Annotated in this window: 20 protein-coding genes and 1 pseudogene; 13 read left to right on the top strand and 8 right to left on the bottom strand. The window is 40.4% G+C overall.

Annotated elements, in window-relative coordinates; all coding sequences use genetic code 11:
- Positions 1–61: 61 nt before the first annotated feature.
- Entirely contained in the window at positions 62–868 is an 807-nt protein-coding gene (locus tag IPJ16_03440; protein MBK7626243.1) for a hypothetical protein, read from the bottom strand.
- Between the two features lie 425 nt (positions 869–1,293).
- On the opposite strand from IPJ16_03440, the gene IPJ16_03435 reads away from it, so the two are divergent.
- The 8 genes and pseudogenes from IPJ16_03435 (at position 1,294) to IPJ16_03400 (ending at position 10,367) form a co-directional block, all read left to right on the top strand.
- Entirely contained in the window at positions 1,294–2,178 is an 885-nt protein-coding gene (locus IPJ16_03435; protein ID MBK7626242.1) for a bifunctional methionine sulfoxide reductase B/A protein, read from the top strand.
- 222 nt (positions 2,179–2,400) lie between these two features.
- Positions 2,401–3,936: an SUMF1/EgtB/PvdO family nonheme iron enzyme gene (locus IPJ16_03430; protein ID MBK7626241.1), complete on the top strand. Its 1,536-nt coding sequence runs from the start codon at positions 2,401–2,403 to the stop codon at positions 3,934–3,936.
- 92 nt (positions 3,937–4,028) lie between these two features.
- Positions 4,029–5,366: a Gfo/Idh/MocA family oxidoreductase gene (locus IPJ16_03425; protein ID MBK7626240.1), complete on the top strand. Its 1,338-nt coding sequence runs from the start codon at positions 4,029–4,031 to the stop codon at positions 5,364–5,366.
- 62 nt (positions 5,367–5,428) lie between these two features.
- On the top strand, positions 5,429–6,355 hold the full coding sequence (locus tag IPJ16_03420; GenBank protein MBK7626239.1) for a glycosyltransferase family 2 protein: 927 nt from the start codon (positions 5,429–5,431) through the stop codon (positions 6,353–6,355).
- On the top strand, positions 6,355–8,421 hold the full coding sequence (locus IPJ16_03415) for a tetratricopeptide repeat protein (protein ID MBK7626238.1): 2,067 nt from the start codon (positions 6,355–6,357) through the stop codon (positions 8,419–8,421). The genes IPJ16_03420 and IPJ16_03415 overlap by 1 nt, the downstream gene beginning before the upstream one ends.
- A 15-nt stretch (positions 8,422–8,436) precedes the next feature.
- Entirely contained in the window at positions 8,437–8,697 is a 261-nt protein-coding gene (locus IPJ16_03410; GenBank protein MBK7626237.1) for an LPXTG cell wall anchor domain-containing protein, read from the top strand.
- Positions 8,698–8,734: 37 nt separating this feature from the next.
- Positions 8,735–9,691 carry a nitrilase family protein gene (locus IPJ16_03405; GenBank protein ID MBK7626236.1) on the top strand — a complete coding sequence of 319 codons (957 nt, stop codon included), beginning with the start codon at positions 8,735–8,737 and terminating at the stop codon, positions 9,689–9,691.
- A 185-nt stretch (positions 9,692–9,876) separates the two neighbouring features.
- Positions 9,877–10,367 (top strand): annotated as a pseudogene (locus IPJ16_03400) (GxxExxY protein).
- Here the strand turns inward: IPJ16_03400 and IPJ16_03395 are convergent.
- The 4 genes from IPJ16_03395 to IPJ16_03380 form a co-directional block, all read right to left on the bottom strand.
- A complete protein-coding gene (locus IPJ16_03395; protein ID MBK7626235.1) occupies positions 10,327–11,463 on the bottom strand; it encodes a Gfo/Idh/MocA family oxidoreductase in 1,137 nt (378 codons plus the stop codon). The pseudogene IPJ16_03400 and the gene IPJ16_03395 overlap by 41 nt on opposite strands.
- Positions 11,464–11,622: 159 nt before the next feature.
- On the bottom strand, positions 11,623–12,876 hold the full coding sequence (locus IPJ16_03390; GenBank protein MBK7626234.1) for an MFS transporter: 1,254 nt from the start codon (positions 12,874–12,876) through the stop codon (positions 11,623–11,625).
- A gap of 56 nt (positions 12,877–12,932) precedes the next feature.
- The gene (locus IPJ16_03385) at positions 12,933–13,928 is read right to left on the bottom strand and encodes a sugar phosphate isomerase/epimerase (protein MBK7626233.1); all 996 of its coding nucleotides are present in this window, start codon (positions 13,926–13,928) and stop codon (positions 12,933–12,935) included.
- Positions 13,929–14,118: 190 nt separating this feature from the next.
- A complete protein-coding gene (locus IPJ16_03380) occupies positions 14,119–17,409 on the bottom strand; it encodes a glycosyl hydrolase (GenBank protein MBK7626232.1) in 3,291 nt (1,096 codons plus the stop codon).
- 123 nt (positions 17,410–17,532) lie between these two features.
- Between IPJ16_03380 and IPJ16_03375 the strand changes: the two genes are divergently transcribed.
- Positions 17,533–18,294, top strand: a complete 762-nt coding sequence (locus IPJ16_03375) for a nitroreductase family protein (GenBank protein ID MBK7626231.1) — start codon at positions 17,533–17,535, stop codon at positions 18,292–18,294.
- A gap of 86 nt (positions 18,295–18,380) precedes the next feature.
- Here the strand turns inward: IPJ16_03375 and IPJ16_03370 are convergent, their stop codons facing one another.
- Complete coding sequence (locus tag IPJ16_03370; protein MBK7626230.1) at positions 18,381–18,755, bottom strand: four helix bundle protein; 375 nt, start codon at positions 18,753–18,755, stop codon at positions 18,381–18,383.
- Between the two features lie 115 nt (positions 18,756–18,870).
- A complete protein-coding gene (locus IPJ16_03365) occupies positions 18,871–19,629 on the bottom strand; it encodes an SDR family NAD(P)-dependent oxidoreductase (GenBank protein MBK7626229.1) in 759 nt (252 codons plus the stop codon).
- Between the two features lie 74 nt (positions 19,630–19,703).
- Between IPJ16_03365 and ubiE the strand changes: the two genes are divergently transcribed.
- From ubiE to IPJ16_03350, 3 genes are all read left to right on the top strand, one after another.
- A complete protein-coding gene (gene ubiE, locus IPJ16_03360; GenBank protein MBK7626228.1) occupies positions 19,704–20,414 on the top strand; it encodes a bifunctional demethylmenaquinone methyltransferase/2-methoxy-6-polyprenyl-1,4-benzoquinol methylase UbiE in 711 nt (236 codons plus the stop codon).
- Between the two features lie 113 nt (positions 20,415–20,527).
- Complete coding sequence (locus tag IPJ16_03355; protein ID MBK7626227.1) at positions 20,528–21,208, top strand: PorT family protein; 681 nt, start codon at positions 20,528–20,530, stop codon at positions 21,206–21,208.
- A gap of 5 nt (positions 21,209–21,213) precedes the next feature.
- A complete protein-coding gene (locus IPJ16_03350) occupies positions 21,214–22,776 on the top strand; it encodes an NAD(P)/FAD-dependent oxidoreductase (protein ID MBK7626226.1) in 1,563 nt (520 codons plus the stop codon).
- On the opposite strand, the gene IPJ16_03345 is transcribed toward IPJ16_03350, so the two are convergent.
- Positions 22,759–23,538, bottom strand: coding sequence for an RNA methyltransferase (locus tag IPJ16_03345; GenBank protein ID MBK7626225.1), 780 nt, complete (start codon positions 23,536–23,538; stop codon positions 22,759–22,761). The two genes, IPJ16_03350 and IPJ16_03345, sit on opposite strands and share 18 nt — an antisense overlap.
- A 169-nt stretch (positions 23,539–23,707) precedes the next feature.
- On the opposite strand from IPJ16_03345, the gene IPJ16_03340 reads away from it, so the two are divergent.
- Positions 23,708–25,996, top strand: coding sequence for a BamA/TamA family outer membrane protein (locus tag IPJ16_03340; GenBank protein ID MBK7626224.1), 2,289 nt, complete (start codon positions 23,708–23,710; stop codon positions 25,994–25,996).
- The last annotated feature ends 53 nt before the right edge of the window (positions 25,997–26,049 follow it).

The raw sequence follows: 26,049 nt of genomic DNA, 5'->3' as shown, positions 1-26,049 counted from the left end.
CATTAAATTGTTAATAATTGTGATCTACAAAAATAATATTTTCCCTGTAAAAGCCAACTTGTTAAGGATTATCATTTTTCTTTTTTCTTTTCAGGAGATTTGAAAGTTTATTCGAATCGGGATTGAGAGGATCTATAATCATTCCAAATCTGTAACTTACAAATAATGAAAAGAATATGGATTTATTGTCTTTAATCGCCATAATTGGTACCTTCTTTGGAAAAGCATTTATCTGAGCTCCGAATTCAATGGCATGGATTATTTTATCCTCCTTGCTATACTCAAAATTAAAACCTCCTTTTGCAAAAACTCCGGGTATCAGTTTGGTTTCATCAAGTCCCTTTGTGAATGATGCACGACTGTAGATATCACCTGGTATTGCTATTGATACATCAAATTTTTCTTCTTTTATTTCATACTCATTTCTTCCGGCTGCCGGGTATAAAACTCTGTAATATATTGGCTTGTATATTGCAAATACCGGTCCGGCAGAATAGAAATACCTGACTGCAATCCCTCCCAGGTCGGCTTTCTTGAAGATCTCGTGCTGGTGCCCGATACCGCCTCTCAGATAAAATGTGGAATTCATCTTACCAAAAATAAATGATCCTCCCTGTGAATAGGCAGATTGTTTAAACTCTTTAGGATGCTTGAGAACGCCTGCTTCGACTTCAATCAGGCGTTTGTTCAGATAGTCAATTCTTTTTGCAGCTCTGTAGCTAAGACCGTATCCATCTGTATTAAGAAGAATAGCATATGATCTTTCATTCCTGAAAAATACCCTTTGTTGCTCATTTAGTTCACCCTGTGCAAAAAGTGTAAATGTGCCAAATAATAAAACAACCGCTATTATAAGCAGCTTTTTCATCTTTTGCTAACTTATAAAATTGGAGGAACCGGGGTATCTACACCGGAATCAGACATTTTTGCCAGTCTGCTCAGAAGGGACTTTGGAATAAGCAGGGCATTCCTTCTGGTTGCAGGAACTAACTACCAAAGCCGTAACGAATACAACTAAAAGGATAACAGCAAATCTTTTCATAAAAATGTAATATTAATTAGTACAAAAATAAACTTTTCATTCTAAAAACAATCTTTGTGCCAAAAATAAAATGTTAACATTCTATTTGAGAAATATATTTGTGGTTTATTTCACACTATAAATAACAATCAAATATTGAAAAAGGTTCTTAGTCTTCAACATTTTTATTCAGTAATTGTTAATTATATGAAAAAAGACACCATATGGACCATAAACACATACTTCTGATATTTTTAATATACTTTACTGCTATGAGCGATCAATCTTTTTCTCAGGAAAAACTTAAATATTACGATCTTACAAAAACTGAATCGTCAGTTATAAATGAAAAAGGAACTGAAAGACCTTTTACGGGAAAGTTTTACAAACATTCTGAGAAGGGAACCTATATCTGCAAAAAGTGCGGTTCTGCCCTCTATCATTCAACCGACAAATTTGCATCCGACTGCGGGTGGCCAAGTTTTGACGATGAGATTGCGGGTGCAGTTGATAAGTATCCTGATGCTGACGGTATGAGAACTGAGATTGTATGTGCAAGCTGTAAAGCGCATCTCGGACATGTTTTTACCGGAGAACGCCTGACACCAAAAAATGTGCGTCATTGTGTTAATTCTGTTTCTCTCGATTTTATTCCTTCTGTCCTTCCTGCCGGAAGATACGGTATTGCAATTTTCGCAGGAGGATGCTTCTGGGGAGTTGAATACTTTTTACAAAAAGAGCCGGGTGTAATTTCTGTTACTTCAGGATATATTGGCGGAACAGTTAAAAACCCGACCTATAAAGAGGTTTGTACAGGAAACACCGGTCACGCCGAAGCAGTAAAAGTGATTTACAATCCCGACAAAACTACATATGAAAAAGTCCTTAAACTTTTTCTTGAGATCCACGATCCCACTCAGGTTGGAAGGCAGGGACCTGATATAGGCGATCAGTACCGATCTGAAATATTTTATCTTAATGAAGATCAGAAGGTTATTGCTGAGAAAAACCTAAATATCCTGAGAGCAAAAGGATTGAAGATTGCAACCGCAGTAACAAAAGGATCAGAATTCTATGAGGCTGAGAAGTATCATCAGGACTACTACTTCAACAACGGGAAAGTGCCTTATTGTCACGGATATACAAAGAGATTTTAAAAGTTGAAGACAGGTAGACAGAAAGGCCGCTTGGCTATCACATTATGGGCATAATGCACTAAGAAGGTGGTTTTTACTTAGTGTCCTTTGTGTGTACTTAGTGTCCTTTGTGGTTAAAAATATTTAAAATAGATATTTTTCATCTAAAAAGTCCATCCTTTTTTATCGGGAAATGCTGCAATCAATTAACTTTAACGAGTTTTAATTGATTCTTTCCGATTTATGAATTTTAATAATATCCGTTCAAGGACTTCTGTTAAGGGGAAAACAAAGGTCTGGCTGGTTATTTTGGGTTTTATTCTGGCGATAGTCATTCTCTTCTCAGGAAATAAAGTAGTTCATTACACATCCTCAGATGAGTATTGCCAATCGTGCCACATCCACCCCATGGCAGATAAGAGCTGGAGGTTCTCCTCTCATTTCAACAACTCCTCTGGTGTCATTACTCATTGCGCCGATTGTCATCTTCCTCCGGAGGGAGAGGGATATCTTTTTGCAAAAGCCAAACATGGTGCCGTTGATATCTATGGATATCTGTTTAAGGACTCTGCAGAGATAAACTGGGAGAAGAAGAAACTTCTTGAAAACGCCAAGAAGTTCGTGTACGAAAAGTCTTGTCTCAAATGCCATCAGAATCTCTTTCCGGTAACTCTGTCGGTTAATGGGGGCAATGCACACCTTTTCTATACAACAAGCAAAGATCCTTTGAATTGTATCAACTGCCATCTCAATGTTGGTCATTACGATAAGAACGCAATACATGCTCACGATACGAGTTTTGGCGTTACAGTTACTGCCGATCAGACCATCTTCACCGAACCGGCAAAAGTTGAAGGTTTTGAGAGTTTCACGGAAAAAATACCGGGAACAAACGTTTCATTTGACATGGTTGCATTGCCGGGAGGGACATTTAACATGGGATCTCCTGAGACTGAACCCCTTAGAAAACCTGATGAAGGACCGGTCAGAAAGGTTACTCTCTCAAAATTCTGGATTGCCAAAACCGAAGTGACCTGGGATGAATACCTTGCTTTTTTCAGGGCAACAGGTTCGCAGGGAAGAACTGAAGGTCAGGTAGTTGCAAACAAGAAGGTTGATGCCATCAGCGGAGCCACTCCTCCGTGGGGAGCACCCGACCAGGGATGGGGTAAAGGGTCTCGTCCTGCAATTACAATGTCATGGCACGCAGCAAATGTCTATTGTCAGTGGTTGTCAAAAGTTACCGGTAAAAAATACAGGTTGCCCACAGAAGCCGAATGGGAATATGCATGCCGCGGAGGTACAGAAACACCCTACTTCTTTGAGGGTAGTCCTAAAGACTTTACATCATCGGGATTCCTGAAGAAGTTTTTTGGTCCTGATACAGCGAAAATAGCATCAAGTGTAGTTTATACACTTAATAGTGCCTCAAAAACGAAAGAGCCTTCATCGGTAAAAGCCAATCCGTTCGGATTAAAGAATATGTCTGGTAACGTTGCTGAGTTCTGTCTTGATTACTATTCGGCCGATACCTATAAAACTGATACAGTTGCAGCTGTAAATCCACGTGGTCCGCTAAGAGGACCGGAACATGTAATCCGTGGCGGATCTTTCAAAAGCGATGCAAAGGATGTTAGAAGTGCTGCACGCGACTTTACCAAAACGAAGGCATGGCTTGTTACTGATCCTCAGATGCCAAAAAGTATCTGGTGGTACTCAGATTGCATCGATGTGGGTTTCAGGGTAGTGCTGGAGGCTGATACCACAATTGTGAAATAGTGTAAGAAAGTTGAATATTTAAAATCCACCTTCGCTAAAGCTAAAGTGGACAAAGGTTGAATAAGGTTGAAACAGATTGAATAAATAAGGAAATGAAGAATATTGACAGAAGAAAATTCATTGGAAAAACAGCATTGGCCGGAATCGGATTAGCAGGTGCAGGAGCACTGATTGCCTCATGTAAACGTAAACCGGAAGTTGATCTCTCTGGATTGCCTCCGATTCTAAGCGGAGCTCCAAAGGGTAAAAAGTTAAGAGCAGGTCTTGTCGGTGCCGGAGCAAGAGGAACAGGTGCTGCGATTAATTTTATCAGCTCAGGTCCCGATCTTGAGATCATCGCTCTGGCGGATGTTTTTCAGGACAAGATTGATGCCTGCAGGGAGAGATTTGCTTCATTCAACCTTCCTATCCCTGCTGAAAACTGTTTCGCAGGATTTGACGGTTACAAGAAACTGATGGCACTTCCCGATTTGGATGTTGTTATTCTTGCAACTCCTCCACAGTTCAGACCTGAACATTTTCTCGAAGCAGTGACAATGAATAAGCACGCTTTTCTTGAGAAGCCTGTTGCTGTCGATCCTGTTGGAATCAGATCGGTAATAACTTCAGCCAAAAAAGCAGCTGCAATAGGCCTGAATGTTGTTACCGGTACACAGAGGCGGCATCAGGAGGACTATATTGAAACATATAAGCAGGTTATGAATGGCGCAATCGGGACTATTACTTCTGCACGGGCTTACTGGAACCAGGATCATGTCTGGTTCCGCGAAAGGGAGGCCGGTTGGAACGATATGGAATATATGATCCGTAACTGGAACAATTTCTGCTGGTTATGCGGCGATCATATTCTCGATACACATGTTCATAATATAGATGTCATAAACTGGTTCATGGGTAAGTATCCGGAGAAAGCGATTGGTTATGGCGGACGTCACAGAAGGGTTACCGGCGATCAGTATGATTTCTTCAGCATTGATTTCGATTATGGAAATGGTGTGTTTTCACATAGCATGTGCCGTCAGATCGACAGCTGTGCAAATGGAACAGGTGAGTTTATTATGGGTACCGAGGGTTATACAAATTGTGCTAATACAATCTGGGACCTGAAAGGAAATGTGAAATGGCAGTTTGAATACCCGAAAGATGAAAACGGGAATGCAATGAATGCAGTTAAGATTCCTCCGTATGTTCAGGAACATATGCATCTTGTGCATGCTATACGTACCGGTAACTATGTAAATGAAGCTGAAACAACTGCTCTCTCAACACTTACAGCTATTATGGGAAGAACAGCAGCCTATACGGGAAGGTTAGTAACATGGGATGACATATTTAAGTCGGACATGGATCTTGGTCCTGCAAAAATTGAAATGGGTCCGGTGAACATGGTTTTTGAAACACCGGTACCGGGAACTCCAATTAGTATTTAGAAATCAGTATCTTTAAAAGATAAATCAATTTTTTTAGGATTAACAATGGATATCTGAAAGTAATGTTGTCGTTGGTAATACCGATATTTAATGAAGAGAACCTGATCGATGAGCTGGTTAAAAGGACTATTGCTTCCATCGAATCATTTACTGAAGACTATGAGGTGATCTTTGTTGATGACGGAAGCACCGACAGCAGTCTGAACAAAATCTTATCGTACCAGCAAAAGAATAAGACAGTAAAAGTACTGTCTCTCTCTAAAAATTTTGGCCATCAGGCTGCATATACTGCAGGTCTGGAATATGCAAAGGGTGACATTGTTGCCATGATGGATGGTGATCTCCAGGACCCTCCCGAACTGTTAGGGGAAATGTATTCTAAACTGCAGAATGATGAATTTGATATCATCAGCGGAAAGAAATCAGGAAGAAAAGGCAACCGGGGACGCAATCTGTATGCTGTATTATTTCATCTTTTTTTCAGGCACATAGGTGAGATCAAAGACATGGAGAACTCAGGAAATTATTCCATGATGACCAGGAAAGCTCTGGATGCCCTGCTTTCGATGAAAGAAAAAGTGAGGTATCTGCCTGGCCTCAGGACATTTATTGGCTTCCGGCAGGGATACATTGAATTTGTGCGAGAAGACCGCTTTAAGGGTAACCCCAAAATGAGCCTTCGCAAACTATCTATCCTGGCAGCAGATGCAATTTTTTCCTTTTCCAGGTTCCCGATTCGTTTGTGCCTGATCCTTGGTGCTTTAGGTACAACAGTATTTCTCGGAGCAGGAATTTATGTCATAATAGCAAAGATTTATGGCTTTGCTGTTATAGGCTGGTCATCCACTTTACTGAGCATATATTTTCTTGGCTCCATTCAGCTTGTATTCCTTGGAATACTGGGCGAATATGTATACAGAAGCTATAAGGAATCCCAAAACCGTCCGGTCTATTTCGTCAGGAAATATTATGACGATCCTGAAAAATAATGAAAGAGTCAAGGCTAAAACATATCTTCTGGTCATCATCTGCAGTTCTGTTAATAGTGATGCTTCTAACAAGCAGGCATGCCGGTATCAGCTGCGATGAGGTACTGCACTACGATCATTCAGTTGCAGTTTATAAGTATTTTGCATCTCATGGAGAGGATAAATCTGCCCTTAATACACCTGTTACTTATCTTAAATACTACGGGCAGTCGTACGATAATGTTGTAACGATTATTTCCGAATGGTTTGATATTGATGATGTTTACTTATTCCGGCATGTTATGAGTACTCTGGCCGGCTGGATTACAATCATAATTACTTCATTGTTTGCAATATGGCTAACCGGATACCGGGCCGGAATTCTTGTTCTGATCCTGTTTGCAGTTTCTCCGACTTTTTTAGGACATTCACAGAATAATCTTAAGGATGTACCCTTTGCCCTGGGATATATTGCAAGTATTTTTTTTACATTGAAACTGTTGCTTTCAGGAAAGAAAGCACCTTTGAGTATAATTATTCTGCTTACTGCAAGTATTGCTTTTGCCTTGAGTATCCGGGCAGGCGGATTACTGATGATCTGTTACCTTTTTCTTTTCTTCTTTATATATTATTTCTCAGTTTTCATCAGAGAAAGAAAGATTGATTTTGTTGAGATCAGAACAAAATTACTCTGGATAACAGGCATCTCTGTTACCGCCTTTTTTCTGAGTATTTTGTTATGGCCTTATGCACTCCAGAATCCCTTGAAGAATGTATTTGAGTCTTACAAGGTAATGGCTCATTATCCTCTTACTTTCCGCCAGATCTTTGAAGGAAAAGTTGAGTGGTCCGACTTTATGCCATGGTATTATATTCCCAAATCGATGGCAATTACAATACCATTTCTTGTTATGGCTGGACTGGCCCTTTTTGCAGGATTTTGCCGGGCAATTATCAGACAGGGAAAAACCTTACAATTTGGACTGATAGTTTTTACAGTGCTTTTCCCTCTAATATTTGTAATTTACGAAAAGTCAAATCTTTACAGCTCCTGGAGGCAGTTCCTTTTTCTATACCCTCCTATAGTCTTGCTGGCGGCTACAGGATTTCATTATTTTTTTGAAAAAGCAAAGACGAAATTCTATTTCGGGGGAGCTATTGTATTGATTGCTGTACTTTCAGTTCATCCTGTAAAATTCATGATAAAAAATCATCCATACTATTACCTGTACTATAATCAGTTTGCAGGTGGATTGAAGGGCGCATTCTCAGAATATGAAACAGATTATTATTATGTAAGCCAGACAGAGGCTTCTGATTGGCTGATCAATTATCTCAAAGAAAAGGACATTCAGGGTCCGGTAAAAGTGAAAGCCACTTATTCAGTAAAATGGCAATTCAGAAATAGTCCGGAGGTTGAAACCTCTTATTTCAGAAATGAGGAAAGAAGTCTTACCGACTGGGATTATGCCATTGTAGTAAACAGGTATATATCGCCATATCAGCTTGATAAGAAGATCTGGCCGCCCGATAATGCTAAACATATTATTTATAAGGATGAAGTTCCAATTTGTGCAGTGCTCGAAAGAAAGTCGAAAGATGATTTTTTGGGTTACATAGCGTTATCAGAAGGCAGATATAAGGAGGCTGTCAATTTCTACAAAAACGTTATTTCTGTTAATAGTGGTGATGAAATGATTTTTTATAATTTTGCAGCTGCTTTGTATAATGATGGACAGTTTCTGAAAGCAGACTCAGTATTGAAAAAGGGGCTGGAACTCAATCCTGATTTTGAACCTATCCTTATGTATCTGGGAAATATTGCCAGGGTAAACAGCAGGAATGAAGAGGCTATCAGATTCTATGAAAGAGTTATCGAAGTTAACAGGAAGTACTTTGAAGCATATGTAAGTTTGGCAGAATTGATTAGTACAAGTGATATAATGAGAGCAAGGTCACTGCTAAGAACCTGTCTGACTCTGAGTCCGAGGTTTAAACCTGCAATTTCAGCCCTTGCTGATACTTACAGAAAAACCAATCCGGAAATTGCCAGGAAGTATGATGATCAGGCTAACTCAATTAATTAATATAAATAGTTAAAAATGAAAAAATCAGTTTTAGTATTCTCGATGTTATCTCTTCTCGTTATTGGTGGTTTGAATACAGCAAATGCTCAGGAGCAGCCTGCTCCCAAGAAAGATACTGTTAACATGGATACAGAGGCCAAACCGACATTTTATTATGCTACCGAAGACGATAAGGCAAGCGATAAAAAAGGTAGCGGGGCAACAATTGCTATTATTGCAGGTGCAGTTATTGTTGTAGCAGGAGCTGGATTCTTCCTTCTGAAAAAGAAAAAATAGTTAATTGTGCACTACAGCCATTGGAGAGGCTGATACAATGAATAATCTTCAGATTTCGACTGCTCAGTTTGAGAACAGGAGTGGTGATAAGGTATACAACCTGTCAAGAATTGAAAAGCTTTCTGCACAGGCTGCTGATAGTGGCTCTGCTGTGATAGCTTTTCATGAATGCTCGGTGACCGGTTATACGTTTGCCAGAAATCTTTCACGTGAGGAGATGCTGGACCTGGCTGAATTTGTCCCTGACGGACCAAGTATTGCCAGATTAATTCAGATCGCTTCGAAATACAACATAATTGTTCTGGCCGGACTGTTTGAAAAGGACAGTGATGACAAAATCTATAAAACTTATGTTTGCGTCGGGAAGGAAGGCCTGATAGCTAAGTATCATAAGCTTCATCCGTTTATTAATCCATATCTCACACCGGGCGATAGTTATTGTGTATTCGAAATCTCTGGCTGGAAGTGCGGTATCCTTATTTGCTACGACAATAATATAATTGAAAATGTGAGGGCTACATCACTATTAGGTGCACAGATAATTTTCATGCCACATGTTACAATGTGTACTCCATCAACAAGGCCTGGTGCAGGATTCGTAGATCCTGAATTATGGAAAAACAGAGATAAAGATCGTGAAGCATTAAGGTCAGAGTTTGATGGACCGAAAGGGCGGGAGTGGCTTATGAAGTGGCTGCCTTCAAGGGCTTATGATAACGGTATTTATGTGGTTTTCTCCAATCCCATAGGTATGGATGATGATCAGCTTAAGAATGGATGTTCTATGATAATCGATCCTTTTGGTGATATAGTTGCCGAATGCCGGGATCTTGGCGATGAATATGTATCAGCAGTGCTTACTCCTGAAAAACTTATGCTATCAGGTGGTTACAGATACACAAAAGCCAGACGTCCTGATCTCTACAAGGATATTATTGGACAGCCGCATAATCCGGAACAGAAGGTAATCTGGCTTAATCCTGATAAAAAATAATTTCCTCGCTAAGTCGCAGAGACGCTAAGAAAAAATCTAATTATTATTTAATTCGATCGAATTTTAGTAAATTTGATTTTCGCTGCTTCTATTATTTGTGATATAGACTTTATCTCTCACTAAGTTGCAGAGCCGCAAAATCGTCTCTTTGCGTCTTGGCGCCTTTGCGAGCAATTATATTACCGATGACTGAAAATGAATTATCAAAAATTTTAGTTGATCTTGCCTACCAAATCCATATTAAGCTCGGACCTGGTTTGTTGGAATCAGTCTATGAGGAAATTTTGTTTTTGAGCTCAGAAAAAAAGGTTTTTTTGTTGAACGGCAGAAAGGAATACCGGTTTTTTGGGAAGATAATATGATGGAATTAGGTTTTAGGGCTGATTTGATTGTTGAAAACAAGGTAATTATTGAGATTAAATCAGTTGAGTCAATAGCTCCGGTTCATCCCAAACAATTACTTACCTATTTAAAAATTACGGGCATTAAGCTTGGATTATTAATCAATTTCAATGTTGTTTTTATAAAGGTGGCAGGATTGTTGACAATGTATAAAGTTCTTTATCTCCCAGAGGGGCAAAGTCGCAAAGGGTTTCCCTTTCGTCTTTGCGCCCTTTCGAGGAAAAATATAAATCTTATACCTTCAACCAGATATTTCCATCCTTATTTGACTTGACAACTGAATGAATAAACTTCATTCCTCTCACTCCGTCGTGAACAGTCGGGAATTCACCGGGATTGAATTTCTCGCCTCTGATAGATTTGGCTGCACCCTTGTATATGTTTGCCAGTGCTTCGTAAATACCTTCCGGATGACCCGAAGGCATTGTGTGGCTTGCCTCAGCCAGCTGCTCGTTGTATCCATGTGCAGGTTTAAAAACCTTTGTTGGTTCAGAGTCACTCAGCATATAGAGGTAGTTCGGGTTTTCCTGTGCCCATTTAAGGCTGGCTTTTGATCCGTATACCGCAATAGTTATACAATTCTCTTCCCCGCCGCAAACCTGGCTGGCTCTTATCACACCTTTCAATTTATCACCGAAACGTAAAAGAACAGTCCCATCAAGGTCAAGAGCTATTCCTTCTTTAACCGGACTAAGATCGGAGAGGACTTCCTTAATTTCAAGTCCGGTAGTATATTCAATAAGGTTGAAGGCATGCACACCAATATCTCCCATACAGCTGCTTGCGCCTGCATGTTTAGGATCAAGTCTCCAGACACCGGTAATCCTGCTTCCTGTTCCATGTATTATTGAGTTGATCCAGCCCTGATAATACTGAGCATCAATTCGCTGGATTGTTCCAAGAACCCCTTTTGCTATAAGATCCCTCATCTGTCTTACCATAGGATAACCTGTGTAAGTGTGAGTAAGGGCAAAAGTGAGTTTAGTTTTCTTTACAAGTTCTTCCAGTTCCACTGCCTCTTCAACAGTCATAGTCATCGGTTTTTCGCAAACCAGATGAAATCCGGCATTAAGAAGGCTTTTAGCAAAAGGAAAATGAAGCGCATTCGGAGTAACAATTGAAACAACTTCCATGCGCTTATCTGCAGGCAAAGCTTTTTCAGCCTTTATGAGTGCGTCAACGCTTTCGTAGCATCTCTCAGGCGCTATCCCCTCGGCTTTGGCAAACTGTTTGCTCTTTTCATAATCGACATCAAATACTCCGCCAACGAGTTCATAATCATTACATATCCTGGATGCCCGGCGGTGTGCATCACCAATAAATGCACCGATTCCACCGCCTATCATTCCCATTTTTATCTTCTTCATGATTTTAATTTTTATTTTTTAAATCCGTCAGTTAAAACTGACGGCAATTGAGACAAATATTAATAGTACGCCCTTTATTTTTTGCCCCCAACCCCCTAAAGGGGGCTTAAATTCGTATTTTTAATTAGCCCCCCTTCAGGGGGGATGGGGGGCTAATAGGTTTTATACATGCTTCCTCTTCCAGATATGCAGGAAAGTAAATGAAACAATCAGAACTGCAGGAACAAATGCCACAAGCCTGAGTGTATGAGATCCGCCTGTGAGCTGTGCTGCAGCCCAGGTTGCAGCTTCCTGTGTTCCTGCAGCTGCAGCTTTCAATGTTTCAACAGCCTCACCTGCTGGTATAGCTGCTAATGTCTGAGCGTCAAATATTGCTCCAAGAACGGGTTGTGCAATTGCTCCTCCGAGAAATCCGATACCACCCATAATTGCAAGTCCTAATGCACCGCTCTGAGGTATGTTCTCTGAAACAAAACCGAGCATGGAGGGCCAGAAAAATGCCACTCCAAGTGCAAAAATACCTGCTGAAGCAAATACCATTGCTCCGCTGGTATATCCCATTAATATACAGCCAATGAATGCCAATACTGATGATGTCAATAACACAACAGTCGATTTCATATTATGAATTAATGTCCCTCCAAACTGACGGGCCAGTGCCATGATACCTGAGATCCATACAAGAAGCAGGATAGGGTTGCTCGATACATTTGCAAGAAGGGCAGCAATCCATTGATTTGTTCCAAGTTCGGTACCTGCTGTTAGGATCATGCTTAATGCCATGAATATAAACAGCGGACTAACACATGCCTTCAGCATATCCTTATATGAAAATCCTGATACAACACGCTCTGTCTGCGGAAACTTCTTATTCAGGAACATATAACCGTATGCAAAAGTTGGAAGAAGCATAATTCCCATAGCATATCTCCAGTCTGCAAGTCCCGCTTTATTAAAGATATATACAGCAAGTCCTCCTATTACAATACCTGTGGGGAACCATGCATGAAAACGGTTTAACCGGCGGGTTTTTTCCTCAGTGTACATGCTTGTTATCAGCGGGTTACATGCAGCTTCAACACTTCCGTTGGCAATGCCGATTAATAGGGTCGAAATAAACAGCGACCAGAATCCGGTTGCTATAATTGTAAGCACAATGCCTGCAACATGACAGAAAAATGCTATTGCGATAATCCTTCCGATGCCTATAATATCAACGAGCGGTCCGCCAAAAACCATCGCAAGTGTAAAGCCCCAGAAGGCAGTACCAACAATCCATCCCACCTCAACATGTGTAAGGTTAAATTCGGTTGCCCATGCTTCCACGAATGATCCTCTTGTGGCAAAGGCCAGTGCTGTAACAACCAATGCAACACAACTTGCATTGAATAGCTGGGTTTTCTTGACAGTCTCCATTTTGCTTTTTAAGGTTATGGTTAGTAAAGGGAATTGGTCTTCAGATTTATTTTCACCTATTTTTTCTCAAAAGCTGCATCAAATGCAATATTTGAAGATGGGAAATCTACTTTGCGAACAAATTCGCATGCCTCCTTAGCTCCAAACTCCCTGTCCATTCCGCTGTCTTCCCACTCAACAGATAAAGGACCTTTATAGCCTATCCTGTTAAGTTCCCTTATGATCTCCTCAAAATTTACATTGCCGTGTCCAAGGCTTCTGAAATCCCAGTAGCGGCCCCTTGTTCCGAATTCTGTATGTCCGCCGAAAACACCCGCTTCAACAGGTACCTTTGACCAGCCTGCATCCTTCATATGAACATGGAAAATCTTATCTGCAAACGTTCTGATAAACGCTACATAGTCAACTCCCTGATAACCAAGGTGTGAGGGGTCGAAATTAAATCCGAAATTGGGATGATTGTTTACTGCCTTCAGCGTCCTGTGTGCTGATGCGATATCGAATGCAATCTCAGTTGGATGAACTTCAAGTCCAAAATGAATGCCCAGTTCATGGTATTTGTCAAGAATAGGAATCCAGCGTGAAGCAAAGTCAGCATATCCTTTATCTAGCATTGCCTGGGTAACAGGTGGAAAAGAATATATCAGGTGCCAGATCGGACTACCTGTGAAACCATTAACAGTATCAACTCCAAGCCTTTTGGCAGCTTCAGCAGTGCTGATCATTTCCTTTGCTGCTCTCTGACGAACACCTTCAGGATTGCCATCACCCCAGATATAAGCAGGAAGAATGCTCTTGTGACGCTCATCTATCAGGTCACATACAGCTTGCCCAACAAGGTGGTTGGAAATTGCGAATACTTTCAGGCCATATTTCGCAAGTGTCTCTTTTTTCTTGCGGCAATAAGCTTCATCAGCTTTGTTAACTTCGAAATGATCGCCCCAGCAGGCGATCTCCAAACCGTCATAACCAAATGATTTGGCTTTCTGACAAACAGTTTCAAATGGCAGATCTGCCCATTGTCCTGTAAAAAGTGTTACTGGTCTACTCATAGTTCAATATTTTAACGTTTCTAATATGAATGTATTTTAATCGGTTAGAAGACCGAAGACCGGAGACCGGAGACAGAAGAAACTGGTTTTTTACTTCCGTCTTCTGTCTTCCGTCTTCCGACTTTTATTTCCTTAACAAGTATAAAAAAGTTTATTCAAAAAAGCAAGATTACTTATTCCTGCTTTTCAACTAAAGAGCAGGTACTCTGCCTGGTGTCCATGGTGCTTTAACAGCGTCAAGCTCTTTGTCAAGTTTCAGCAGGTCATCACCGGCCTTTTTCACCCTGGCCAGAATTGGCGGAAATTCAGCCTTTAGTATGTCGAGCTGTTCTTTTGCAATGATACTGATATCACCACTTGTTCCATAGCTGGCATTTGCCATTTCACTCAGCCTGTCAGAAAGCGCCATATCAACAGGTGGAATCTCTTCCTGGCTTGCCTTAGCCTGAGGACCACTGAAGATGAACTGAATATCGTTTAACTCCTTATTTATTCTCTCTGCCTCTTTCATCAAACCTGCAGGTGCAGAAGGTGTCTGATGAATTGCCTGCATCATTGCATTTACTTTGTTTGTAAGTTCCCCGGTATAGCTGATTGTGCCGTACATGGTTCTCGAAAATTCAGATGCTTCCTTAATCCATGCATACTTTCCTTTCAGGTCCGTTGCAGTGAATGTAGCAAGGTTTAGGGGTTTGCATACAAAGGGAACTGGTCCTGAGAGTTCTTTTGTTTCCCCCTTGGCCACCAGTGACATAGAAACTTTATATGTTCCCGGCATTGCCTGAATGCCTCCGCCGCCCCTTCTTCCTCCACCTGTTGGAACAGGCTCGAATTTAGTTGTTGTAACGGGTGAATTACTCTCATACGTAAAGTTCCATGTTGTTCTGCTGACTCCTTTTGAAGCTGATTTGTAGATGCGTTTTACAATGTTATTGCTCTCATCCGTTATGGTAAATATGAGATAGGGTTTTGTCTCTTTTGATTCAGCATCAAGTTCTGCGATTGAAGGTTGCGGAATAGGCTCCCCTTTTTCAAACAGAGCTTTCTCTTTTTCCTGTCTGATGGCTTTGGCAGTTTTTGGAACTTCCTTTACGAAATATGTAAAAGTTGCACCGAATTCAGGATTTGGAGACTTGAAATAGGTAGATCCCTGATTGTCAAAACCACTTGATTGTATATACATTTTGGCATCACTTACAGGGAAGATATATCCGTCTTTATCAAGGATCTCTTTTTTGTAATTGCGAATCGGTGTATAATCATCCAGTACATAAAATCCTCTGCCAAAAGTGCCGAGAACCAGGTCACTTTCACGTTCCTGAAGTGCTATATCTCTAACGGCTATTGTTGGCAATCCTGATTTGAATTCAATCCATTCATTTCCGCCATCTACAGAGAAATAGAATCCAAATTCAGATCCTGCAAAGAGCAGGTTAGGATTAACATTGTCCTGTTCTATTGCATGAATTGTTCCATTTGCAGGAAGCTTATTTGTAATGGCTGTCCATGTTTTTCCTTTGTCGGAACTCTTGAGTATATAAGGTTTAAAATCGTCACTCATCATGTTATTGAATGAAGCATAGACAATATTTTCGTTGAATTTATCGGGCAGGATATCGCTCACAAAAGTATATTCCGGAATTCCGGGGAACGTAGTCACTCTTGTCCAGTTCTTTCCTCCATCTTCAGTAACAGCAATTACACCATCATCAGTTCCTGCATAGAGTAGATCTTTTTTAACCTTTGATTCCGCCAGGGCTACCACTAATCCCCATAATGACGTTGAAACATCTTTAGCTACTGCATCAACGCTCCAGTATTTACCCATTACCTTAAACTGGTTTCTGTCTTCATTCCTTGTTATATCTTCTGAAATTACTTCCCAGCTTCTTCCGCGGTTGTCGCTTCTGAATACCTTGTTGGCAGCCATGTAGATTCTTTCTCTCTGGTGAGGACTTATTACGATAGGGGTATCCCAGAACCAGCGGTAAGTTTTTTCTCCTTTACGCGGAACAGGTCTGATGCTGACCGATTCTTCACTTTTCTTATCCCATAGAGCAGCGTTTCCGTACTGAGATTCAGTGTATACAATGTTTTCATCAACAGGATCGATTGCTACCCAGAATCCATCACCTCCTACAGTCACTTTCCAGTCAGCATTCACAACTCCGTCTCTGTTTATATTTCTTGATGGACCGCCCATTGAGTTATTATCCTGGGTGCCGCCATAAACATTATAGAAAGGGAAGGCGTTGTCAACTGCAACCCTGTAGAATTGTGTTACAGGAAGGTTCGATTTGAATATGAAATTCTTGCCTTCATCAAAGGTCTCGTAAACACCACCATCGCCGCCTATATATAGATGTTTTGTGTCGGAAGGATCTATCCATAATGCGTGATCATCAACATGCCGTCCGTTGTTGCCAACATTATTCCATGTCTTTCCTCCATCAAGTGTAACCTTCGAAGTTGTCTCCATGCTATAAACTTTGTCGACATCCTTTGGATCACAATAGATCTCATTATAATATTGTCCGCTCGATGCGTATGAACTCATCTTTTCCCACGAAGCTCCACGGTTTGTTGTTCTGTAAAATCCGCTTGATTCGCCGGCTGCTTCCATGATCAGGTAAATCACGTCAGGATTGACAGGTGAAATTGCAATTCCCATTCCGCCTATATGACCCGATGGCAAACCACTCATAATTTTGTCCCATGTTTTTCCCGCATCCTTTGATTTATAGACAGCAGATTCCGGCCCGCCGCCTATTTTGGTATATATATGGCGTCTTCTCTGTTCGGAAGTTGCATAGAGTATATCCGGATTTCTTGGATCCATTACAACATTGTTTATACCTGTATTTTCACTTACATCAAGTACTTTGGTCCAGGTTTTTCCGCCATCAGTTGTTTTATAAAGACCACGTTCACCACCAGGTGCCCAGATGGAACCTTCAGCTGCAACATATACAATATCGGTGTTTCGCGGATCAATCTCAATCATGCCGATCTGTCTTGATTCCTTGAGACCCATATTTTTCCAGCTGGCACCTCCGTCTTCAGATTTGTAAATACCGTCACCATAACCTAGCTGGCGCTGATGTGTGTTTTCACCAGTGCCGGCCCAGATCACAGACGGATTTTCCGGATCCATCTTGAGGCATCCTATTGCATATGCGCCGTATTTGTCAAAAATTGGCGACCATGTTGTGCCGTTGTTTGTGGTCTTCCATATATTACCGGCTGAAACTCCAACATATATTTCTGAATGATTTAAAGGATTCACGGCAAAGTCAGAGATTCTTCCCGAGCACCAGGCCGGCCCTATACTTCTGAAAGATAAGCCTCCAAAAGTAGAAGAAGTTAATCCAGCTTCTTTTTTCTCAGGCTCTTTGGTTGTCTCCTTTTTTTTCTGAGCCATTCCCGGACATGTAATCAGCAGGAATCCTAGAATAAACGTAACGAAAAGGTTTTTTTTCATAGTTATATTTGTTTATAGTTTTGATTTTTAAGAGTCAGGCTAAGGTAAGAAAAACCTTCTCATATAATCTTCAGATTCCTTCTGAATTTGCTTACTTTGTGACATATTATACAACATATCAAAATGAAAGAAATTTCAGACTTATTACTCAACCGCCGTACAATAAGAAAATATTCATCAGAAATTGTAAGTGATGCGCTTCTGAATGAAATACTTGCCATGGGTTGCAGGTCCTCTACCACCGGAAATATGCAGCTATACAGCATAATCGTAACAAGAGATATTGAACGGAAGAAGGATCTCTCTCCGCTCCATTTTAATCAGAAGATGATTATTGAGGCACCGGTTGTACTTACATTCTGTGCAGATTTTAACAGGTTTAATAAATGGTGTAAACTGAGGAAAGCTGAGCCGGGCTATGATAATTTCCTGTCATTTATTACAGCTGCTATAGATGCCCTTCTCGTTGCACAGACTGTCTCAATTGCAGCTGAATCGAAAGGATTGGGTATTTGTTACCTTGGTACAACAACTTATATGGCGCATAAGCTGATTGAAGTGCTTAAGCTGCCAAAAGGAGTTGTTCCGGTCACAACACTTACACTTGGCTGGCCTTCGGAGATCCCTGAACAAGTTGACAGATTGCCTCTGGAAGCTGTAATCCATAACGAGGTTTACAGCGATTATTCAGAAAGTGATATTGTGAGGTTCTACAAGGAGAAGGAGAACAGACCGGATTCGCAACAGTTTGTAAATGAGAACAATAAAGAGACTCTGGCTCAGGTATTTGCCGATGTCAGGTATAAAAAAGCCGATAATATCCATTTCTCAAAGGTCCTGTTGCAGGTATTGAAGGATCAGGGGTTTATGGAGCAAGAAATTTAGTTAGTAGAAACATAGGAGGGGTAGAGCGTAGAGCGTAAAGCGTAAAGCGTATAGCGTAGAGCGTATAGCGTATAGCGCAAAGAATACTACATACACCACTTGTAATGATTATTGATCATGGATACAAGAATTTTCTTTACTTCAAGATATTCCTTAATAAGTTCTTCATGGATATCTTTCTGGAGATATCCACAGTCTTTACAATAATCAATCCAAACCTCTGTTTCAAATTCCTCACCAAGTGAATCAGTAAGCTTGCTGATAAAAGATTTCTCATAACGACGCTTTGCCCATGCTTCTGCAATATTCGATGTAACGGATCTGGAAGATCTTCTTATCTGATCCGTCAATGAAAACTTTTCCTCTTTTGGAAATCCCTTTGAAAATTCAAATATTTCCATAGCCAGCTTATATGCTTTCTGATAGACTATTAAATCCTTGTAACTTTCAATCTTACTCATCTCTATGTTCTTTACGCTCTACGCTCTACGCTTTACGCTCTACGCTTTACGCTCTATAGTTCTTCGCTCTACGCTTTACGCTCTACGCTCTTCGCTTTACGCTCAACGCTTTTAGTTATCGTCTGTTATTATGCATAACACTTGCCTGCTGCGTTGGAGTAATGACAAGTTCATTAATACAAACATGAGCAGGCAGAGTTGCACAATAATATATTACATCAGCTATATCATCAGCTGTAAGGGCGTCAATACCTGTATAGACTGCGTCTGCTTTTTCTTTGTCGCCTTTGAAGCGAACAATAGAAAACTCAGTGTCAGCCATTCCCGGAGCAATATTTGTTACCTTAATATTATGTTTTAACAGGTCAATCCTCATTGATCTCGACAGTGCAGTTACTGCAGCTTTTGTAGCACAGTAAACATTACCGTTTTCATAGGCCTCAAGTCCGGCAATAGAACCGATATTGAAAATATGTCCGGTGTTCCGTTCAACCATTAGCGGAGAAACAGCCCTGGTTACATAAAGAAGCCCTTTTATATTTGTATCGATCATCCTCTCCCAGTCGTCGATAGTACCTTTATCTATATGTGACATTCCAACTGCCAGGCCGGCATTGTTTACAAGAATGTCAATGTTCTTCCACTCAGCAGGTAAAGTGTCAATAACTGTTGAAACATCAGTCTGCTTCCTTACATCAAAGTTCAGAGAGAGTACTTTGATATTGCCTGCTGAGAGAAGTTCTTTTTCAAGCTCATCGAGTCGCTCTTTCCGTCGCCCTGTAATTATAATGTTATATCCGTGTCTGGCAAATCTGAGTGCAATGGCTTTACCAAAGCCGGCGGTTGCACCTGTGACCATAATTATGCTGTTCATCTTATTAAGCTTGAAAAATGTGAGTATAAAAGTAGAAATTAATTTTAATCCTATCTTTGCGCTTTATTTTATTTATGGAAGATAAGAAAGCTGCGGTTGAAACCATGTTTAATTCCATTGCATGGAGATATGATTTTCTGAATCACTTTCTGTCTTTCAACATTGACCGGTTATGGAGAAAAAGAGCCATCAGGGTAATCTCAAAACATCAGAAAAATCCTGTGATTCTCGATGTTGCTACAGGAACAGCAGATCTTGCAATTGCTTCAGTCAGACTTAATCCGGTTAAAATTACAGGTATTGATATATCTGCCAATATGCTTGAGATTGGCCGGCAGAAGGTCGCACGGAAAGGACTATCAGAAAGAATAGAACTTATTCATGCTGATTCAGAAAAGATACCGTTCGAAGACAATAAATTTGATGTTGCCATGGTTGCTTTTGGTGTAAGGAACTTCTCGCATCCGATTATTGGGCTTTCAGAAATGAAGAGAGTACTCAGGAATAACGGATTAATAATGGTTTTGGAGTTTTCGAAACCTTCAGGATTTCCATTCAGATCTGTTTATAGTTTTTACTTCAGGAATATCCTGCCATTTTTTGGCAGGATATTTTCAAAAGATAAAGCTGCATATAACTACCTTCCGGATTCAGTTATGAAATTTCCCGATAATGAGGCCTTCCTAAGTTTGCTGTCTCAGGCAGGTTTTTCTGAGACGAAGCAGATTAAGCTTACAGGAGGTATTGCAAGTATTTATACCGGAATCAAAAAATCGATACAATAATTGTAATTTGAAGCAGTTTACTATCTTGTATTCATTGAAAAAGTGGTTGAAAAGTTGAAGAAGTTGAAGCGTTGAAAAAAATATACTTATATAGCGTATTAGTCAGTGGTCTTATGCTGTTATGTCTTAATTCTTACGGACAGAAGCAGAAACCTAAGAACGAATCGTGGTATGATGAAAAAGTCCTTCATTTTGGATTCTGCCTTGGATTTAATGCAATGGATCTTAACATAACTCCTTCAAAAGCTTTTATAGATGCCACCAACATTTATCCTGAGGTAAGTATTTTAAATCCTGGTATAAATATCCAGATAGTAACAGATCTCAGGCCTGCAAAATATCTGGATTTAAGGTTTCTTCCCGGTGTCTCATTCGGACAAAGGGTAATCAGGTATTACAAAGATGGAGAACTGATTCTCACTCCGCAGAAACTTGAATCATCATTCCTTGAATTTCCTCTTCTGCTAAAATTTAAAGGCGACCGGATGAATAATGTCAGGCCATATGTTATCACCGGACTGAATTATCGTTATGATCTTGCCGGCAAGAAGGAATTTGAGGATGATCCGAAAAAGGAGGTCTATCTCAGATTAAAACGGCCTGATCTATACTATGAACTGGGCGCCGGAATGGATTTCTATCTTACCTACTTCAAACTTTCAATTGAATTAAAAATGTCAAACGGATTCGGCGATGTCCTGGTAAAAGAAGCTGCTCCCGGACATGAGGAATACTATTATGCTATTGAAAAGATGAAGTCACAGATTTGGGTTCTTTCATTTCATTTTGAATAATAATAATGATAAAACAGGTTCAGATAAATCTGGTTCCATCTGCTGCTGCGGATGAAGCAGCAGTAAAGAAAATTGCAGCATCCCTTGCAGGATTAGATCAGAAAGAGATTTCAGCTCTGAGAATTATCAAGAGATCTGTTGATGCCAGAAAAAAAAATATTCGAGTTAACCTTACAGTTGAACTGATTTCAGGCAATGATACTGTCAGCCCGTTTTTAGTCCCTTTTCTTCCAAAGAATGTAACTTCTGCAAAAGAAGTAATAATTGTCGGAGCTGGTCCCGCAGGACTATTTGCTGCTCTCCGCCTGATTGAACTGGGACTTCGTCCGGTAATACTTGAAAGAGGCCGCGATGTCTCCTCACGTAAGATAGATATAGCCAAAATCAGCCGTGAACAGCTGGTGAATCCTGATAGTAATTATTGTTTCGGTGAGGGTGGTGCAGGAACATATTCCGACGGCAAGCTCTATACACGCTCCAAAAAAAGAGGTGATAATACAAGAGTCCAGGAACTGCTGTGTTTTCATGGCGCAAACGAAAACATAATGTATGAGGCTCATCCTCATCTTGGTACAGATAAACTTCCCGGTATTATTTCTAATATACGAAAGTCAATAGTTGAAGCCGGCGGACAGTTCATTCTTGAAAAAAAGGTAACTGATTTCATTCTGGAAGGTGATAAGATCAAGGGTGTTATAACATCTGATAACGCGAAATATACATCCGATTTTGTTATACTCGCCACCGGTCACTCGGCCAGGGACATTTATGAGATTTGCCGCAACAGGGGAATAGACCTGGAGATGAAACCCTTTGCAATGGGGGTAAGGGTTGAGCATCCTCAGGAGCTAATCGACAAAATTCAGTACCATGGTAACAGCAGAGGGGAGTTTCTTCCGGCTGCTTCGTATAATCTTGCCAAACAGGTAGACGGAAGGGGAGTCTATTCATTCTGTATGTGTCCTGGTGGTTTTATTGTCCCATCCGCTACCTCGCAGGAAGAGGTTGTTGTTAACGGAATGTCTCCATCCGGAAGAAATTCCCCATATGCCAATTCAGGAATAGTTGTCGAAATAAAAACTGAGGATTTTGCCAAATACAGCAGTTCAGGAGTTCTGGCCGGCATTGAGTTTCAGAAAGAACTTGAACGCGATGCATGGCAGAATGGAGGGCATACACAGCATGCTCCGGCTCAGCGGCTCGCAGATTTTGTTGCAGGTGAGTCTTCCGGTACTTTGCCAAAGGTTTCCTATTTCCCAGGCATCACATCTTCACCACTGCACAGCTGGCTGCCCAAGTCTATAGGCCGCAGGCTGCGTGACGGATTCCGGTTGTTCGGACATATGATGAACGGTTACCTTACCAATGAAGCTGTTGTTCTGGGTGTGGAATCGAGGACCTCTTCTCCTGTCAGAATTCCCAGAGATCCGGAGAAAATGAATCATATAAGAATTTCAGGATTATACCCCTGCGGAGAAGGATCAGGCTACGCCGGTGGAATTGTATCTTCTGCTATAGATGGTATGAGAGCTGCTGAGGCTATTGCTGTCTTAGCTCAAACCACCTGACCTGCGGGCAAATTCAGAGAATACTACCGAAGCAGCCATACCTACATTCAGTGAATCAATCCCGTGTTTTCCCATACTGAATTTGGGAATCATTATTTTTTCTGTAATGTATGGCAAAAGATCTGCAGAAATACCTTTTGATTCGTTTCCAAGAAGGATAATGCCTTTATTTGCAAGCCTATGACTGTAAATAGATTCTCCCTCAAGTAGTGTCCCGAATACAGAAATATTCTCTTTTTCAAAAGCCGCCAGAAATATTTTCAGATCAGAATAGAAAACATTTACATGTAACAGGGCACCCATGCTTGCCTGTATAACCTTTGGGTTATAAACATCCACACAATCTGGCGAACAAATAATATTTTTTATCCCAAACCACGCTGCCGCTCTGATAATTGTACCAAGATTTCCCGGATCCTGCACAAAATCGAGAGCAACACAAATATCATTAAAGACCTCATTTACATTCAGGACCTTGTCAGGCATTGGTATAATTGCCAGAGCATTGTGAGGTGTCTTGAGAGTACTGACTGACTTAAGTTCCTCATAACTCACATCATCAACCTCTGCAACATTACTCAGATGTTCACCAGAAATGGAGCTTATAAATTCAGGTTTGGCTATCAGCGAATGCATACGAATTCCTGAGGCCATAAACTCCCTTACTAGCTTATCGCCTTCAATAATAAACAACCTCTCATCATCTCTTACTTTCTTTTTCTGAAGAGAAACAATGAATTTTGCTCTGTTTTTACTTATCATACCCGACAAAAATAACTTTTTTTTTGCAACAGGGTGATAAAGGATCAGGGATGAGCTTATTATTATTGATATATTTGCGTAACATACCGCTATACAGATTTTGGGAAAATATCAAAAATATAATCTTTATTCACTGTTAAGATCATTTCTTCCGTATATACTTATTTTATTGGCTGTAACATCATGTAATCCAACAAAATATGTTCCGGAAGGAGATACTCTTCTTGATAAAAACACAATTGTTGTAAATAATGACGGAGTAAAGAAGGCAAATCTGGAACCATACATCAGGCAGAAACCAAATAAGAGGATTTTTGGTTCAAGGTTTTACCTGGGATTATATAACCTTTCAAACATAAATAAGGAAAAGTGGCCTCATTCCTGGTTAAGGGAAATAGGGGAGGAACCTGCAATTTTTGATATCAGTGCAACAGAAAGGACAAAAAATCAGATTCAGTCATATGTCGCCTCCAAAGGCTTTTTCGATGGAAAGGTAACGGACACCATAGAAACCAGTGACCGAAGATCAGAAGTCACTTACAATGTTGAGCTTACAACACCCTATACTATTCGTAACCTCATCTACGAGATAGCTGATAGCAATATTCAGAAATTCTGTTACTTCGATTCAGTAAACTGTCTGATAGAACGGGGTAAACCCTATGATGTTGATGTTCTCCAGGCTGAGCAGAAGCGCTTTGAACGGTTTATAAGAGAGAGGGGGTTTTACGGTTTTTCAGGAGATCACATAGTCTTCAGAGTCGATAGTACTATCGGAAACAGACAGGTTGATATTCATTATGTAGTAAGGAATGCAACAAGGGTTGATAATTTGAACAGAATCACAACAACTCCTCATGCAATTTACGCGGTTAAGAATATTTATATATATCCCGATTATGTTCCGAAAGAAGCACTTGAGAGGGGTGATGAATATCTGAGCACTGTTGATACAACTGAATACAAAGGTTATTACTTTGTTACATCAGGTTTGAAGCAGGAAATAAAGTACGATCTGATCCTTCAGGCATTGTACCTGAAACCCGGAGAACTTTACAATCTGACAAATGCTGAACAAAGCCAGTCGCACCTTTTGTCGCTAAATGTCTACAGGCTCGTAAATATAAATTATAATGAGATAGAAGGAGGTGCGGATCAACAGGCAAGCCCTGTAATGCTTAACTGTTCTATTCTGCTGACTCTGCTTACCCAGCAATCATATAAGATTGAACTTGAAGGTACAAACTCGCAGGGATATTTCGGAGGTGCCGTAAACTTAATTTATCAGCATAAGAATCTGTTTCATGGTGCTGAGTTGTTCAGTATGAAGCTCAAAGGAGCATATGAAGCACTCAGACCTGATAGCGGAAAACTTCAGAGTATTCAGGAATATGGTGTTGAGACAAGTCTCCAGTTCCCCAAATTTCTTCTGCCATTCATCAAAACTGATGGATTTATAAAGAAAAATAATCCATCAACAAAATTACTTGCTGCATATAATTACCAGTCGATGCCCTGGTACACACGTACAATTGCTACTGCTACATTTGGTTATAACTGGAAGGCAGGCAGATATCAACAACATATTGTAAACCCACTGCAATTTAATCTTGTAAATGCCCTTGACTCGATTGATCCAGTTTTTGAGGCAGGATTATCCGCAATTCAGCTAAAAAGTTATGAAGATGTAATGATTATTGGAGGAAGTTATTCATTTATCTTTAACAATCAACAGATTCAGAAAAAGCGTGATTACTGGTTCCTCAGAATAAATGCCGAGACAGCCGGAAATATGACGTCTATTCTAGGAAAAATTTCGGGCGGAACTAAGACAAATGGAGCCTATAATATTTTAGGATTACCCTTTGCCCAGTATGTAAGAACTGATATAGATCTAAGATATAATTATAAACTGAACGATGCCAGTTCGGTAGCTTACCGTGGATTTGTTGGTGTCGGAATGCCTTATGGTAATTCTTCAGCCATGCCATTTGAAAAACAGTATTTTGGTGGAGGGGCAAACGGAATAAGGGCATGGCAGGCCAGAACACTTGGTCCGGGATCATATATCTCAAATACTTCCCTCCGCAACCAGACCTCTGACATAAAAATTGAGGCTAATGCCGAATACCGTTTTAAACTCTTCTGGATCCTTGAAGGAGCAGTGTTTATTGATGCAGGTAATATCTGGTCGATCAATGAGGACAAGGAACAAATGGGGACACAATTTCTATTGAAAAGTTTTTATAAGGATATTGCTGTCGGCACTGGTACCGGATTCAGGTTTGATCTGAAATTTGTTATTGCCAGAATAGATGTAGGTATGAAGCTGAGAGATCCGACTATTACAGATGGTTCAAAATGGATACTTTTTAACAGGCCTTATACTCTGAAACCTAATGATATAACTAATCTCAGGGACTTCACGGTTGTATTTGGAATTGGTTATCCGTTCTGATAATTGCCACATTCCAGTTTTTTATTCCACACTAATATATATTATCACAGAAT

It is taken from the genome of Bacteroidales bacterium (genome assembly GCA_016709865.1).
In the GTDB taxonomy this organism is placed as follows: domain Bacteria; phylum Bacteroidota; class Bacteroidia; order Bacteroidales; family VadinHA17; genus LD21.
Note: the sequence above shows the minus strand (reverse complement) of the source record. Positions and strands in the feature narration are given on the sequence as shown.